We start from the raw sequence: 14,511 nt of genomic DNA, 5'->3' as shown, positions 1-14,511 counted from the left end.
GTTGAACCCAGAGCACTGAACGCGATAGTACTCAACCCGGTAATCTAGCAGCCGGGCTTGCGTCTGCCCCAAGAGCATAACCAAACACCGTGCGATCAGCGCACTAAATCACGGGATTTGAGTCCAACGCTGCACGTTCAACCGCGCGTTGCACACTTTTTAACCAAGGCCTTGCTGCTATGAAAAAAACACTCTTTGTGCTTTCTGCCCTCACCCTGCTCACCGCTTGTAACCAAGAGTCCAAGGAAGCGCCCAAACCCGCTCCGGCCTCGGTGCAAGCCACCCTGGTACCGGCCACCCCGCCCACCGACAAATGGGTCGGCAAGTGGATAGGCGTGGAAGGGCTGAACCTGACCATCGCCAAAGACGACAGCATTGGCCGTGGCCATTACATTCTGACCATGCAGTACGGCCTTGATGCCGGCGACTCCGGCACCTTCAAAGGTGAAGCCAATGAAGACGGCATCGCCTTTTCCCGCCCGGACGGCCCGCAGCAGCTGAGCGCTGGCGACGGCGAAGCCACTGGCCTTAAATGGCTGGCGGATAAAAAAGATTGCTTGATCGTCGACACCGGCGAAGGCTACTGCCGCGACTGAATCGGTTTTGCTAACACCACGCTCATCTGGCACCCCGGCCTTCACGGCCTGACAGCAGCGATACCAGGCAACTCGCGTCTCTTGTCGGACAGCCGGGCTGGCGCCATTTATACGTACCAACAACACTGCTCTTAGAAAGAGCGCGCACAGGATCAACGAGAGGATTGCCCCATGCTATGGAAAAAAGGCCGACGCAGCGACAACGTGGTAGATGCCCGCGATGACAGTGGCGGTGGTGGTGGTGGCATGCGGTTTGGCGGCGGCAAGGGCCTGAGCCTCACGGCCATCGTGCTGATCGTCGGAATCGGCTGGCTGACCGGCCAGGACCCACTGCAGATCCTCGGCCAGTTGACCGGCCAGGGTGAGCAAGCGCCCTCGGTGAGTACCCAATCGCGCCAGGCGCCACCGGCCAATGATGAGCAGGCCGACTTTGTACGCGCAGTATTGGGTGACACCGAAGACACCTGGGGCCAGGTCTTCAAGGAGAACGGGTTGGTCTACAAGAACCCGAAACTGATTCTGTTCCGTGGCCGGGTGAATTCCGCCTGCGGTGGGGCCACGTCAGCCAGCGGCCCGTTTTACTGCCCGGCGGACCAGCAAGTGTATTTGGACCTGGATTTCTTCCGGGAAATGTCGCAACGCTTCCAGGCCGCCGGCGATTTCGCCCAGGCCTACGTGATCGCCCACGAAGTCGGGCACCACGTGCAAACGCTACTGGGCATCTCGGCCAAAATTCAAACCGCGCGGCAACAGGGCCGACAGATGCAAGGCGACGGCGGCCTGCTGGTGCGCCAGGAACTGCAAGCCGACTGCTTCGCCGGGGTGTGGGCCAACCGTGCGCAAAAACGCCTGAACTGGCTGGAGCCCGGCGATATTGAAGAAGCACTGAATGCCGCCAACGCCATCGGTGATGACCGTTTGCAGCAACAGGGTCAGGGCCGCGTAGTGCCAGACTCATTTACCCACGGCACCTCGGCACAGCGGGTTCGCTGGTTCAAGACCGGCTTCACCCAGGGCCAGATCACTCAATGCGACACCTTTACAGCGAAGAGTCTTTAGATGACTAAACGATTGGGATTGCTGTTCGGCGTGATGATTGCCTGTTCCTCATCCACCTGGGCCACCGAGCAAGAGCACGGCGTCAAGGTGGTCAGCCCCAATCGTTTTCACCTTGACGCCGGCGACCTCAGCCTGGGCTTGAGCCAGGACTGGAACCACCCACTGCCCAACGTCACCCGCGCGCTGATCATCGTGCATGGCCGTCTGCGCAATGCACAGACCTACCTGAAAAGCGGCGAAGATGCGGCCGAACACGCCGGGGTTGCCGCCAATACCCTGGTGATCGCGCCGCAGTTTCTCAATGAGTCAGACATAAAGCGCAACCATCTGGGCAACCAAGTGCTGCGCTGGAACGGCAACGACTGGATGGCCGGCGAACCGTCCGCTGGCCCGGGCCCGGTCAGTTCCTACGGCGCGCTCGACCAGATCCTCAAGCACTTGGGCAACCGCAAACTGTTCCCGGCGTTGAAACAAATCGTAGTGGCCGGCCATTCCGGCGGCGGCCAAGTGGTGCAGCGTTTCGCCCTCGCCGGCCACGACCACCCGATGCTGCAAACCGAAGGCATCAGCCTGCGTTACGTGGTAGCCAATCCATCGTCCTACGCCTATTTCAGCCCACAGCGCCCGGTGAAATTTGACGCGGCCAGTTGCCCAGGCTTCAACGACTGGAAGTACGGCATGCAAAACCTGCCGGACTACGCCAAAGGCCACAGTGCGCAGCAGCTTGAACAGGCTTACGTGTCACGCGACATCACTTACCTGCTCGGCCAGCAGGACACCGACCCTGACCACCCGGCGCTGGATAAAAGCTGCGAAGCCGAAACCCAAGGCGCGTACCGGTTGATTCGTGGGCATAACTATTTTGACTACCTCAAGGCGCGCCATCCGCAGTTGAGCCACACATGGGTGGAAGTACCGGGGGTCGGGCACGACGGCGATAAGATGTTTACCTCGCCTGAGGGCGAGAAGGTGTTATTCGGGAAATAGCAGGCACTGACGAAACCGGATTAAAAATGTAGTGCCAGGTTTAGATCATCTGGCGTAAAGCGGCACAATCCTCAGCATGCCAATCCGCCAACTCCGGCCACGGGTTCTCCGGCAAGTTCACCAACACCGTCCTGGTCCCCGCCGCCCGCCCGCAATCCAGGTCAAAACGGTAATCCCCGACCATCACCATCTCACTGGGTGATACGCCCCAAGCTGCCGCCAGTTTCAGCAGGCCACCCGGATCAGGCTTAGGCGGCGCATCGTCACGCCCCAGTACATCCTCGACAGCAAAGCAGTCCGCCAGGCCAATCGCTTCCAGAGTGATATGCGCCAACTCCCGCGCATTGCGGGTCAGGATGCCCAGGCGATAACCGCGCCCAGCCAACTCGCGCACCAGTTCCACCGCGCCCACAGCTGCAACCGAACCCAGCGCCAACTCGCGCTCATGCTCGAGCAGCCCCCCATGCTTGACGGCCGCGACGTGCGCTGGCAATGCCGCCAGGTGCGTAAGAATGTCGTCCTCAGGCGGAATCTCCAACGCCACGCGAATTGCCGCAAAATCATGCACGGCCACCGTGAGGGTGCCGTCCATGTCAAACACCCAATGCTGAACGTCCGACAGGCTCACGCCCAATCCTTGCGATGGCGAATCAAGCCTTCCTGAGTCACCGAGGCCACCAGTTGCCCGGCGCGGTTGTACACGCTGCCGCGTGAGAAACCACGCGAGTTACCGGCCCAAGGGCTGTCCATGGCGTACAGCAACCAGTCATCGGCGCGCAGGTCGGCGTGGAACCACAGCGCGTGGTCGAGGCTGGCGACCTGCATGTCTTGCTGCCACACCGTCTTGCCATGGGGCAACAACGAGGTGGTCAGCAGGCCGAAGTCCGAAGCGTAGGCCAGCAGGTATTTATGCAGCGCCGGCAAGTCCGCCAAGGCGCCATCGGCACGAAACCACACGTACTTGACTGGGTCGGACGGTTGCGGGTTGAACGGGTCTTTTTCAGTGACCGGGCGTACTTCGATGGGCTTGGGGCACAGCAGTTTTTCACGCATGTGCTCGGGGATCAGATGTGCACGCTGCTGGGTCAGCTCCAGCTCCGACGGCAGGTTCTCCGGGCCGACTACCACGGGCATGGTGGTCTGGTGCTCAAAGCCTTGTTCGTCGTACTGGAACGAGGTGGTGCAGGTGAAGATCGGGTTGCCCTTCTGGATCGCCGTGACGCGGCGCGTGCTGAAACTGCCACCATCGCGCACGCGGTCCACCGAGTACACCACCGGCAACGACGCATCGCCGGGGCGCAGGAAGTAACCATGCAGGGAATGCACGTGCCGCGCTTCTTCTACGGTCTGGCTGGCGGCCGAGAGCGACTGGCCGAGCACCTGGCCACCGAACAGCTGACGAAAGCCCAGGTCCTGGCTGCGGCCGCGAAAGAGGTTCTCCTCGATCGGCTCCAGGGTCAGCAAGTCCACCAGATCTTCCAATACTTGGCTCATTGAGCAACTCCTACAATCTATAGGGCATTCCGGGCTGCTTATCCGTGCAGCGTGTCCAACCATTGGGCGCGGGTGATGCGGTACAAAACATGATGGCGCAGCGGGTCATCGGCTGCGACCTTGGGGTGTTCAAAATCTGCCTGCGGATCGTAATGCATACCGATGGCCTGCATGACTTTTTGTGAGGGCAGATTGGTTTCGGTGGTGAAAGCGAGGATTTCATCCAACTGCAGCCGGTCAAAACCACAGCGCAGCGCAGTCCAGGCCGCTTCACTGGCGTAACCCAAGCCCCAATGTTCGCGGGCCAGGCGCCAGCCGATTTCTACAGCCGGGACAAAATCGGCCTCGAAGCTGACATTCGCAAGCCCCGTCAGGCCGATGAATTCGCCGGTGTCCTTGCGCTGCAAGGCCCAAAAGCCAAAGCCATATTCAGCGAAGTGGCCACGAATCCGCCCAATCAGCGCGGCGCTTTCCAAGTGGCTCAGTTTGGCCGGGAAATAGCGCATCACCTGTGGGTCTGCGCACATACGCGCAAACTCCGTCAGGTCGCTGTCGCGCCATTGGCGCATCAGCAAACGAGCGCTTTGCAATTCCAGTATCGGCTCCATGGGTCCCCTCCCTTGCCATGTGCGTGAGTGTACAGCGCTGGTAAGATCCTTCGCAGGTTCCCGTCAGAAAATCCCATGCCCTTGCCCTTGATCTACCACGATGACTACAGCCCTGAGTTCCCGGCAGACCACCGGTTCCCGATGGACAAGTTTCGCCTGTTGCGCGACCACTTGGTGGACAGCGGCCTGACCGAGGACAGTCAGTTGCTGCGACCAGAGGTATGCCCCGCAGAGATTCTGGCCCTGGCGCATGAACCTGGGTATATCGAGCGCTACCTGCACGGCGAGTTGTCCCGTGAAGACCAGCGGCGCCTCGGCCTGCCCTGGAACGAAGCCCTGGCCCGGCGCACGATTCGCGCGGTCGGCGGCTCGATACTCGCCGCCGAACAGGCGCTGGAACACGGCCTGGCCTGCCACCTGGCGGGCGGCACCCATCACGCCCATTACGATTACCCGGCAGGCTTTTGCATCTTCAATGACCTGGCGGTGATCAGCCATTACCTGTTGGCCAGCGGGCGGGTCAACCGCGTGCTGATCTTCGATTGCGACGTGCACCAGGGCGACGGCACCGCGCGCATTCTCCACGACACGCCGGACGCCATCACCGTGTCGCTGCACTGCGAAAAGAACTTCCCCGCGCGCAAAGCCCAGAGCGACTGGGACATCCCTCTGCCCATGGGCATGGGCGATGCCGATTACCTTAAAGTCGTGGACGATGCGCTCAACTACCTGCTACCGCTCTACCAGCCCGACCTGGTGCTGTACGACGCCGGAGTGGATGTGCATCAAGATGACGCCCTCGGTTACCTCAAGCTGACAGACGCAGGCGTCGCCGCCCGTGATGAAGCCGTGATGCGCCATTGCCTGGGCCGCGATATTCCAGTGATGGGCGTAATTGGCGGCGGCTACAGCAAGGACCGCCCCGCCCTGGCCCGCCGCCACGGCATCCTGCACCACAGCGCACAACGGGTGTGGACGTCATCAGGCTGTCATTGAAATGTGCGCGTTACCCACAATGCCTGTGGAACGGCCTGTGGATAACTTGAGCGTAAGGGCCTGAGAGCGAGTAGCCGTATGGCCTGTAGGAAAGTGTACGTTTTTTGATCAGGCAGCGATGCTGCTGTCGGGTAGAATGCTCGGCCTATTCAGCGACCGTAGCCTTGCCCATGCCTCAACAAACCCCTTCTCAACACGTCACCATCATCGGCGGCGGCCCTGCCGGGCTGATGGCCGCTGAAGTCTTGAGCCAGGCGGGCGTGCAGGTGGACCTGTATGACGGCATGCCGTCGGTGGGGCGTAAATTCCTGCTGGCGGGCGTGGGCGGCATGAACATCACCCACTCCGAGGCTTACCCGGCGTTTCTGTCGCGCTATGCCGAACGCGCGCCGCACATGGCGCCGTTGCTGCGAGGGTTTGGTGCAGAAGCCTTGTGCGAATGGATTCACGGTTTGGGTATTCAAACCTTTATCGGCACCTCGGGCCGTGTTTTTCCTACCGACATGAAAGCCGCCCCATTGCTGCGCGCCTGGCTCAAGCGTCTGCGCGACCAAGGCGTGGTTATCCACACCCGGCATCGCTGGCAGGGTTGGAATGCAAACGGTGACTTACTTATCCACAGCCCGGACGGCGAGCAAACTGTCCGCAGCGATGCCGTGTTGCTGGCCTTGGGCGGCGGCAGCTGGTCGCGTCTGGGTTCCGACGGAGCCTGGCTGAAGTTGCTGGAAGATAAGGGCGTGCCCTACGCCCCGCTGCAACCAAGCAATTGCGGCTTCGAAGTGTCGGCCTGGAGCGAATTGATGGTCAGCAAATTCGCTGGCGCACCGCTGAAAAACGTCGCCATCGGCCTGACGGATGACAAGCCTCGGCTCGGAGAATGTGTGATCACCGCCACCGGTATCGAAGGCAGCTTGATCTACGCGTTATCGGCGCCGACTCGCGAAGCCATCAACCGGGACGGCTCAGCCACGGTGTATATCGACCTGCTACCGAGCAAGCCGCTAAACAAGGTGCAGCTGGCGCTGACCAAACCGCGTGGCTCGCGCTCGATGAGCAAGCATTTGCACAGTCAGCTGGGGTTGGATGGCGTCAAAGCGGCGTTACTGCGTGAGTTGGCGCCAGCTGAACACTTTAATGATCCGGCGCAGTTGGCTGTGGATATCAAGGCGCTCCCCCTGACGCTGGTGAAGACACGGCCGATAGATGAGGCGATCAGCACGGCGGGTGGTGTGCCGTTTGAGGCGCTGGATGAGCGCTTGATGCTCAAGCAATTGCCAGGCGTGTTCTGTGCGGGGGAGATGCTGGACTGGGAAGCGCCGACCGGTGGGTATTTGTTGACTGGATGTTTTGCCAGTGGGCGAATGGCGGCCCAGGGCATTCTTGAATGGTTGCGGTTGCATCAATCGCCTACAAGAACGCGCCGGGGATAGTCAATTCACTTGATGATCTCTCAGTGAACTTTATTCATGGGTGCACACCCTTAATCTTATAGAGAAATTCTGGGATACAACTGATCATAATTTTTTACTTCTTTAAGTAAGAAGGCATCGTCTCCGGGCAGTAAAATTTTGAGCTTTTGTATGTACTCGTAGTGAACACCGGAAAGCTCTGTAGGATCGTCTTGCAGGCTCTGCGCTTTGGCCTTGAACTCGCGGCTAAGTAACTTCGCGTTTTCTTGGGACTTAAAAATCAAACTGTCGAGTATCCTGTCTAAATATTTCTTATCTCCAGACGTTACCGACCCGCGCTCATTAAACAAAGAAATATGCTGTTTTAACGCGCGGATCGCTTGCGCAAGCTCTCCTTTCGCTTCATGCCTCTTATACGTATCAAACGTGTGATTCAAATGGGGCTCGAATCGCTTCCAGGCCTTATCAGCCTCTATTTTTTGATCGCTGTTGTCAGCGTCAATTTTCTTCCAGATCACTACCCCACTTAAAGCAAGCGCTAAAGGAATGATCGCCATATAAAAATCTCCCTGAATCTTTCATCGTAAGTTATCTAACCCACGAGTTCAGTGGCCATCAACCGCGCTCAGTTCCAAATAGTTATTGGGTATTGAATGACAAAAAATTTTGCGTACTCAAAAATTACCCCCTAAGTAATTAGCAACCTGCCGAAGCGAGACGTCATATCACATCGAACGAGCGGCATTGCACCGCTCACTCAGTTCGCCAGCCTGCAGTCGATCAAAGGGAAACTTACTTCTTCTTACGCGGCCCGGTATTAAACACTGGCACCTTGCGCACCGGCTTGATCGAAGGTTCAGCAGGCGCCACGTCGCCGCTGTCCACCCACTTACCCAAATTGCGCTTACCGCCGCCACCGCCCGACGCCTTAGGTTTCTTCGGTTTCTTCGGCTTCTTCACCACCTGCCCACTGGCATCGGTGTCCGGCACACGGTGCTCCGGCTCGAAATCCGCCTCCATCTTGCGGGTCAAGGTCTGACGCGTCAGCATCTCGATGGCCGACAGCATGTTCACCTCATCGGCACACACCAGGGAAATCGCCTCACCGGTGTTGCCTGCGCGGCCGGTACGGCCGATACGGTGGATGTAGTCCTCGGCCACGATCGGCAGGTCAAAGTTGACCACCAGCGGCAAGTCTTCAATATCCAACCCCCGCGCCGCCACGTCGGTGGCCACCAGAATCTGCACGTCGCTGGACTTGAAACGGTCCAGCGCGCGTTGGCGGGTGGCTTGGGGTTTGTCACCGTGGATGCCGTCGGCATTGATGCCCAGGCCCTGCAACTTATCCACCAGCGCATCGACGCCGTTACGGGTCTTGGCGAACACCAGCACCTGCTTCCAGCGGCCTTTGCGCATCAGGTGCACAAACAGCTCCGGCTTGCGCTTCTTGTCCACCGGCACCACCCATTGCTTCACGGTGTTGGCGGCAACGTTGCGCGGGCTGACTTCAACGGTCAACGGGTCGTTAAGCATCTGCCCGGCGAGCAGGCGGATTTCATCGGAAAAGGTCGCGGAGAACAGCAAGGTCTGGCGCTTTTTCGGCAGCATGCGATAAATGTTGGCAAGCTCTTCCGAGAAGCCCAGATCGAGCATGCGGTCGGCTTCATCCAGCACCAGGGTTTGCAACTGGTTGAGTTTCAGCGCGTTCTGGCGGAACAGGTCGATCAGGCGGCCAGGCGTGGCCACAAGAATGTCGACGCCCTTGCGCAGCTTCATCATCTGCGGGTTGATGCTCACGCCGCCGTACACCGCATAGGTGGTCAGCGGCAGGTGTTGGGCGTACTCAGCGACACTGGCGTGAACCTGCTCGGCCAACTCGCGGGTCGGGCACAGGATCAGCGCGCGCGCCGAGTTGGCGGCGACTTTCGGCCCTTCCATGGTCAGCAATTGCAGGAGCGGCAGGGCGAAACCGGCGGTCTTGCCGGTGCCGGTCTGGGCCGCAGCCATCAGGTCGCGACCGGCCAGCACCGCCGGAATGGCTTGCGCCTGCACCGGCGTCGGGGTCTGGTAGCCAAGCGTCTCAAGGGCGCGCAGCAAGGGTTCGATCAGGCCAAGGGTGGCGAAAGTCATGTGTTTACCGTAGGAAAAATTCAGCGCATAGGCGTAATGCGCGGCAGTTTACCTTATTTCCGGCTTGGGCTTTCGCCACTGGGGCAGGCTGATCAACAGCACGGCGCTGATGATCACCAACATCGCCAAGGCTTCTTCCATGCCGATGGTCTCGCCGACGAACACAATGCCCAACAACACCGCGACGGCCGGGTTCACGTAGGCATAGCTGGTCGCCGCCGCCGGGCGTACGTGCTTGAGCAGGTACATGTAGGCATTGAAGGCGATGATCGAGCCGAACACGGCCAGGTACGCCAAGGCCAGCCAGCCCTCAACCGGCGGGATGGAATGCAGTCGCTCACCGGTCAACGCACTGCCCACCAGCAACAACACACCCGCAATCATCATTTCCGCCGCGCTGGCCATAGCGCCCGCCGGCAACGGCAAGTGCCGGCTCCACACCGAACCAAAAGCCCAGGAGGCGGCGGCAAACAGCAGCAACATCGCACCGGTCGGGCTCGATTGCAGGTTAGAGCCCATGTTGAGCATGGCGATGCCGATAATCCCCAGCACCACCCCGGCCCACTCCAGACGCGTATTGCGCGCACCCCAGAAATACCCGCACAACAAGGTGAACAACGGCACCGTCGCCACCGCCAGCGCGGCCACACCGGAGGCCACCCCGGTGTGCTCGGCCACCGTCACCGCGCCATTCCCGAAGGTCAGCAGCAAAACGCCGATCTTGGCGGCCGCCTTCCACTGCACCCACGTCGGCGCAGGCGCGCCGCGCCAGCGCAAAAAGCCATACATCGCCAAACCCGCCACCAAAAATCGAATCCCGCCCAGCATCAGCGGCGGCCAGTATTCCACGCCGATCCGAATCACCAGGTAGGTAGAACCCCAGATCACATACAACGCAAAAAAGGCGGCGATCAACGGTAAGGGAAAGCGACGTGGGCCAGGCATTGGGTAGCTCTGCGGCAGGAAATTGGAGGCTTATTCTAGAAAGGCAGCACGCTAAACATAAGTTACAAAACCTGTTTAAAGCGCCCATACACTTTTCAAAGCATGGTTATGAAGGCTATAACCCGTGGATTCGAAAGCCACGCGTGACCAGAGCCTTATCATGGACAAATACGACCGCATGCTCCTCAGCGCCCTGCTTAAAGACGGGCGCGCTTCCTACGCCGAACTGGCCCGCACGGTAAACCTCTCCGCGCCGGCCGTGGCTGAACGCGTGGCCAAGCTGGAAGCCAGCGGCGTAATCACCGGGTATCAGGCCAAGGTGGACCTGTCCAAAATCGGCTTGCCGATTCAGTGCGTCATCGAATTGAGGCTGACCAACCATGGCAGCCAGAAGGTGTACGACGCCCTGGCTGAAATCCCCGAACTGACCGAATGCCACCGGGTGACGGGCGACCCGTGCGTGATCATGCAGGCGGCGGTGGGTTCGATGCCGGAGCTGGAGAACCTGATCAACCGGGTGGCGAAGTTCGGGTTCAGCAAGACCTCGATTATTTTGTCCAGCGCGATAGAGCGGCGGGTGCCGTTGGGGCAGTTGGAGCCCAATGGGAAAAATGGCGGCTGATACACCGCCATCGCGGGCAAGCCCCTCCCATATTTCGATTTGTGAACACATTCCAAATGTGCAAGGGGGCTTGCTTCCGCTGACGTCAGTGGCCGCACTGCAGAGGTCCCTGGTTGCGCTCCCCCTTGGCATTGGAAGCTCGGGTGGAAGACTGGCACTTTTCCGAATCAAAAAGTCTATTCAGGATTTTCTCTAGTAGCTACGCTGAGAGTTGCGTCAACAGGTAGACTAGGGCTTTAGGCGCCGGTCTGGAGATCTCATGGGCACGCAGGAAAATATGGCGAGTGCCGGAATAAATTCGCTTCGGCTTTCGCGGTTGCGGCTACGTGATTTCCGCTGCTTCGAAACAATCGATATAGACTTCCATCCGAGGTTGACCGTGTTGGTTGCGGCCAATGGTACGGGTAAGACGTCCATCCTAGACGCCATCGCCGTCGCCTTCGGCCCCTACGTGGGAGCGTTCGACGAGGCGGTAGGCAAACACCTTGAGCCTAGCGATATCCGCCAGTTTCGTGCCAGACAAACCACAACCAACGAAATGGAATACGCCCCCCAAGGAGCTCGGATCGAGGCGACAGGGGTCATTCCTGGAAGCTTGATGGATCAGTTGTCCGATGATTTGTTGCCCACCATTTGGCGCCGTCATTTATCAAGCACGACCAAGACCAAGACCTCGATCAAGGATGCCAAGGAACTGGTGAGCTACGGCAAGCGCATGCAAGAAGCTGCGCGCACTCCGGGCACTGAGGTTGTTCTGCCACTAATCGCATACTACGGTACGGGGCGACTGTGGCAGCAGAAGAAACTGACAGACGCAAAAAACATTCAACGCACATCCAGAACCGTGGGCTATACCGATTGCTTGGATCCGGCCTCTAGCTATAAATCGTTTGTGCAGTGGTTTCGCTACTGGAGCCTGAATGCCAAGGAGGCCCAGCTCAAAGCTCTTGAAGCTGGGGTCAGCATTGCCAAAACGGAATTCGACGACTACATCCAGTCAGTGAGTCGCGCGGTGAATGCTTGTATCCAACCAGCAGGTTGGAGCGGCATTCAATACTCTTTCACTCGTGACGCATTGGTCGCTCACCATGAGCAGTTTGGAGAGTTACCGGTCGAGTGGCTTAGCGACGGCATTCGCAATATGATTGGTATGGTTGCCGACATTGCGTTCCGCGCGACCAAGCTCAACGGGCACCTTGGTGCACAGGCAGCTCAGGGAACTCCCGGCGTGTTGCTGATAGACGAAGTAGACATGCATCTGCATCCGGAATGGCAGCAAGTGGTGTTGCTCAACCTGACCGAAGCATTTCCGGCCATGCAGCTTATCGTTACTACCCACAGTCCTCAGGTGCTGAGCACAGTATCCTCGGACAGCGTCCGAATCTTGCGTACCGAAATTGATCCTGAAACCTCTAGTCGAATTACCAGCGTCAGCGAGCCACAGTGGCAGACCCGAGGGGTTGCCAGTTCCGACTTACTCGCTCGTATCATGGGTGTAGACCCAGTTCCTAATGTGCCTGAGGCATCATGGGTTTCTGACTATCAGGCTCTGATTCAGCAAAATCTTCACGAGCAGACTGCCGGGCTCGCGTTGAGAACAAAGCTGGAATCTCATTTCGGCGCAGACCATCCAGTTATTCGCGAATGTGAGCGGCAAATTCGGCTGCAGGCCATTAAGCAGCGTCTTCCGCGCGACCTCAGCAACCGGAAGTATTGAGATGCGTCGTCTACGTCGGCAAGATGAACCTCCCTCAGGGCTAAGGCGTTACCGACACGGCCGAGATAGGTGGACTCGCACATGTCCAACGCAAGAGGAACGCGACGGTATTTGGGCATCTTTAGAGCTCATGCAAGGTCCACGGTGTGCCTACTGTGAAGGACCGATTGGCCCAGGAAACCGTCATATTGAGCACTTTCGCCAACGGGATCGGTATCCGCAAGGTACTTATGACTGGAACAATCTATTCGGCTCATGCGAGCGCGCCAGTACCTGCGGGAAGGCCAAGGACCGATGTGGAGTCTACCCACCGGAAGTTTTAATCAAACCAGATATAGAAGACCCCGATGCTTTTTTAGTGTTCACCCCCGGAGGAACGGTGGAACCAAGGGCAGGCTTGAGCGTACGCGATCATCTTCGTGCACGCGAGACGATCCGTATTCTCGGGCTGGACGGCGCGCTGAATGAAATTCGGCGCGCTGAACTTAGCGGCTACCTCCAGACCTTGGAGTATTTTGTTGAAATCGCCGAAGCATTTCCCGAAGACGAGGAATGGATACAGGAGTTGAAGCAGGAGGTGAGCAACGCTGCGCATTTACCGTACGCGACTGCGATCAGACATGTTCTTACTCGACAGAGTGAGTAATGGGAAAACTGTGCCGCATCAATTGCCATGACAGCGTGACACCGAAGATTGCTTATTAGAGTGAGGCCGGGTCAAGGGCGAAGACTTCACCCTTGATGCGGCCGGAACTGCATATTCAAGCGCTGAACGATCAAATCGACAATCTGCTTGATGGTCGTGATGTGATCCCAATCCTCCTGAGTCGCCTGCAGGTTGAATTGCCACTTGATCTGCATGACGAAGCAGGTCAAATCGTCATCGATGATCTTGAAGTCATGGATGAAATCCGTATTTTCCGTCACTTGGCTTCGGTCAATAAAACCAATGATATCGACGAACAGTTGGATCACTTTTTCTGTGATCTCGGCTCTGGTAGGGCTACCTTCCACTTCTCGCCTCATAGGCACACTTACCAATACTGATTAAGTCAAAAACGGCTAACCCCACAGCAACGAAGGGAATGCCCCGCCCAATAATGCCAACTACGCGGACGGTGCCAAACGTTGCTTTTGCCATCCTAGCCATTGTTGGCTGTCTGATCAGTGTACGAGGGAAAAAGCGCATCCCAATGAGACTGGCCAGGTTCGTCGTTTTACTGGAGCCAACGTGGACCCAAGTTCCCACGGCGATTTTGCTGATCGGTATGCCCGCCGCGCCAGTAAGAGCCGTTGCCGCCGTCAAACCGTAGTGTTGCTGTGTACATTTCCAGAGGTCGTCAACAGTGGTGTCAGGCACAGTGGAGTCCGCCTGAATGGGCCTGAGTAACATATAGCTGGCGCCATGAGTCCAGCCTGGCGAATGAGGTAAAAGCATGACTGCCGGGCAGCTTGTCATTGTGTTGCCCAAATGAAACGCCATGCTGGAAGTTGAGCCGAGGTCTACGCCATTACGTTGGAGTTCAGACTGGTTTCGCATAATTGCTGTGTGGAGGTCGCTTTCCTGCATGACGTAGTCCTTTACGTAAATAACAGGTGCAATGTTAGATCGCAGCAAGGGCGAGGGATGGGTGAAAAGAAAAACCAGAAAGGTCCGACGGAGCAATAGGGCTCAGCCTACTGACCACTCAGAAAGAGCGTAAAAGCCCCCACAAAACGCTGATATTTCAATGGCCAGCAAGACCGATCTCTTTCATTTGCGGGACGTTTCCTAGAGAATTCCACGGCCTTGTTTCCGTCGGATCAGGTCGCTAGTCTCGGTCAGTCATCGAATGCTCGATGACTGGACGTGCAAGTCCGACGACGGTAATACGCATCAGCCTTAACTCTCAACGTCTGTATTTCAGGCGTGATTCGTTATGGCAGCTGTACGCGGGAGATCTTCGGA

16 protein-coding genes are annotated in these 14,511 nt (G+C 58.2%); 8 read left to right on the top strand and 8 right to left on the bottom strand.

Features of this window, described 5'->3' with window-relative positions:
* The first annotated feature begins 179 nt into the window (after positions 1–179).
* From FW764_RS16995 to FW764_RS16985, 3 genes are all read left to right on the top strand, one after another.
* On the top strand, positions 180–596 hold the full coding sequence (locus FW764_RS16995; RefSeq protein WP_446434873.1) for a membrane lipoprotein lipid attachment site-containing protein: 417 nt from the start codon (positions 180–182) through the stop codon (positions 594–596).
* Positions 597–767: 171 nt separating this feature from the next.
* Positions 768–1,655, top strand: a complete 888-nt coding sequence (gene ypfJ, locus FW764_RS16990; RefSeq protein ID WP_446434872.1) for a KPN_02809 family neutral zinc metallopeptidase — start codon at positions 768–770, stop codon at positions 1,653–1,655.
* On the top strand, positions 1,656–2,642 hold the full coding sequence (locus tag FW764_RS16985; protein ID WP_446434871.1) for an alpha/beta hydrolase: 987 nt from the start codon (positions 1,656–1,658) through the stop codon (positions 2,640–2,642).
* Positions 2,643–2,682: 40 nt separating this feature from the next.
* Here FW764_RS16985 and FW764_RS16980 read toward each other — a convergent pair whose 3' ends face one another.
* The 3 genes from FW764_RS16980 to FW764_RS16970 are packed head-to-tail and all read right to left on the bottom strand — an operon-like array spanning position 2,683 to position 4,744.
* Positions 2,683–3,270, bottom strand: coding sequence for an HAD family hydrolase (locus FW764_RS16980; protein ID WP_446434870.1), 588 nt, complete (start codon positions 3,268–3,270; stop codon positions 2,683–2,685).
* Positions 3,267–4,136 carry an acyl-CoA thioesterase II gene (tesB, locus tag FW764_RS16975; RefSeq protein WP_446434869.1) on the bottom strand — a complete coding sequence of 290 codons (870 nt, stop codon included), beginning with the start codon at positions 4,134–4,136 and terminating at the stop codon, positions 3,267–3,269. Before tesB ends, FW764_RS16980 begins: the two co-directional genes overlap by 4 nt.
* A 38-nt stretch (positions 4,137–4,174) precedes the next feature.
* Positions 4,175–4,744, bottom strand: a complete 570-nt coding sequence (locus tag FW764_RS16970; protein ID WP_446434868.1) for a GNAT family N-acetyltransferase — start codon at positions 4,742–4,744, stop codon at positions 4,175–4,177.
* 75 nt (positions 4,745–4,819) lie between these two features.
* Here FW764_RS16970 and FW764_RS16965 point away from each other — a divergent pair, with 75 nt between their 5' ends.
* Positions 4,820–5,740, top strand: coding sequence for a histone deacetylase family protein (locus FW764_RS16965; protein WP_446434867.1), 921 nt, complete (start codon positions 4,820–4,822; stop codon positions 5,738–5,740).
* A gap of 170 nt (positions 5,741–5,910) precedes the next feature.
* On the top strand, positions 5,911–7,170 hold the full coding sequence (locus tag FW764_RS16960) for a TIGR03862 family flavoprotein (RefSeq protein WP_446434866.1): 1,260 nt from the start codon (positions 5,911–5,913) through the stop codon (positions 7,168–7,170).
* 56 nt (positions 7,171–7,226) lie between these two features.
* Here FW764_RS16960 and FW764_RS16955 read toward each other — a convergent pair whose 3' ends face one another.
* The 3 genes from FW764_RS16955 to yedA form a co-directional block, all read right to left on the bottom strand.
* Complete coding sequence (locus tag FW764_RS16955; protein ID WP_446434865.1) at positions 7,227–7,706, bottom strand: hypothetical protein; 480 nt, start codon at positions 7,704–7,706, stop codon at positions 7,227–7,229.
* A 235-nt stretch (positions 7,707–7,941) separates the two neighbouring features.
* Positions 7,942–9,279, bottom strand: coding sequence for a DEAD/DEAH box helicase (locus FW764_RS16950; RefSeq protein WP_078827370.1), 1,338 nt, complete (start codon positions 9,277–9,279; stop codon positions 7,942–7,944).
* A 48-nt stretch (positions 9,280–9,327) separates the two neighbouring features.
* Complete coding sequence (yedA, locus tag FW764_RS16945) at positions 9,328–10,224, bottom strand: drug/metabolite exporter YedA (RefSeq protein ID WP_446434864.1); 897 nt, start codon at positions 10,222–10,224, stop codon at positions 9,328–9,330.
* Positions 10,225–10,384: 160 nt separating this feature from the next.
* On the opposite strand from yedA, the gene FW764_RS16940 reads away from it, so the two are divergent.
* From FW764_RS16940 to ptuB, 3 genes are all read left to right on the top strand, one after another.
* Positions 10,385–10,846, top strand: coding sequence for an Lrp/AsnC family transcriptional regulator (locus FW764_RS16940; RefSeq protein ID WP_446434863.1), 462 nt, complete (start codon positions 10,385–10,387; stop codon positions 10,844–10,846).
* A gap of 259 nt (positions 10,847–11,105) precedes the next feature.
* Positions 11,106–12,563: an AAA family ATPase gene (locus FW764_RS16935; protein ID WP_446434862.1), complete on the top strand. Its 1,458-nt coding sequence runs from the start codon at positions 11,106–11,108 to the stop codon at positions 12,561–12,563.
* A gap of 1 nt (position 12,564) precedes the next feature.
* Complete coding sequence (gene ptuB, locus FW764_RS16930) at positions 12,565–13,209, top strand: retron Ec78 anti-phage system effector HNH endonuclease PtuB (protein ID WP_446434861.1); 645 nt, start codon at positions 12,565–12,567, stop codon at positions 13,207–13,209.
* 86 nt (positions 13,210–13,295) lie between these two features.
* Here ptuB and FW764_RS16925 read toward each other — a convergent pair whose 3' ends face one another.
* Together FW764_RS16925 and FW764_RS16920 are read right to left on the bottom strand one after the other, a co-directional pair.
* A complete protein-coding gene (locus tag FW764_RS16925) occupies positions 13,296–13,577 on the bottom strand; it encodes an acyl carrier protein (protein ID WP_446434860.1) in 282 nt (93 codons plus the stop codon).
* Positions 13,567–14,133, bottom strand: a complete 567-nt coding sequence (locus FW764_RS16920) for a hypothetical protein (RefSeq protein WP_446434859.1) — start codon at positions 14,131–14,133, stop codon at positions 13,567–13,569. Before FW764_RS16920 ends, FW764_RS16925 begins: the two co-directional genes overlap by 11 nt.
* Between the last annotated feature and the right edge of the window lie 378 nt (positions 14,134–14,511).

The sequence above is a fragment of the Pseudomonas sp. 1152_12 genome, assembly GCF_052850675.1.
This window is presented reverse-complemented; position numbering and strand designations above follow the sequence as displayed.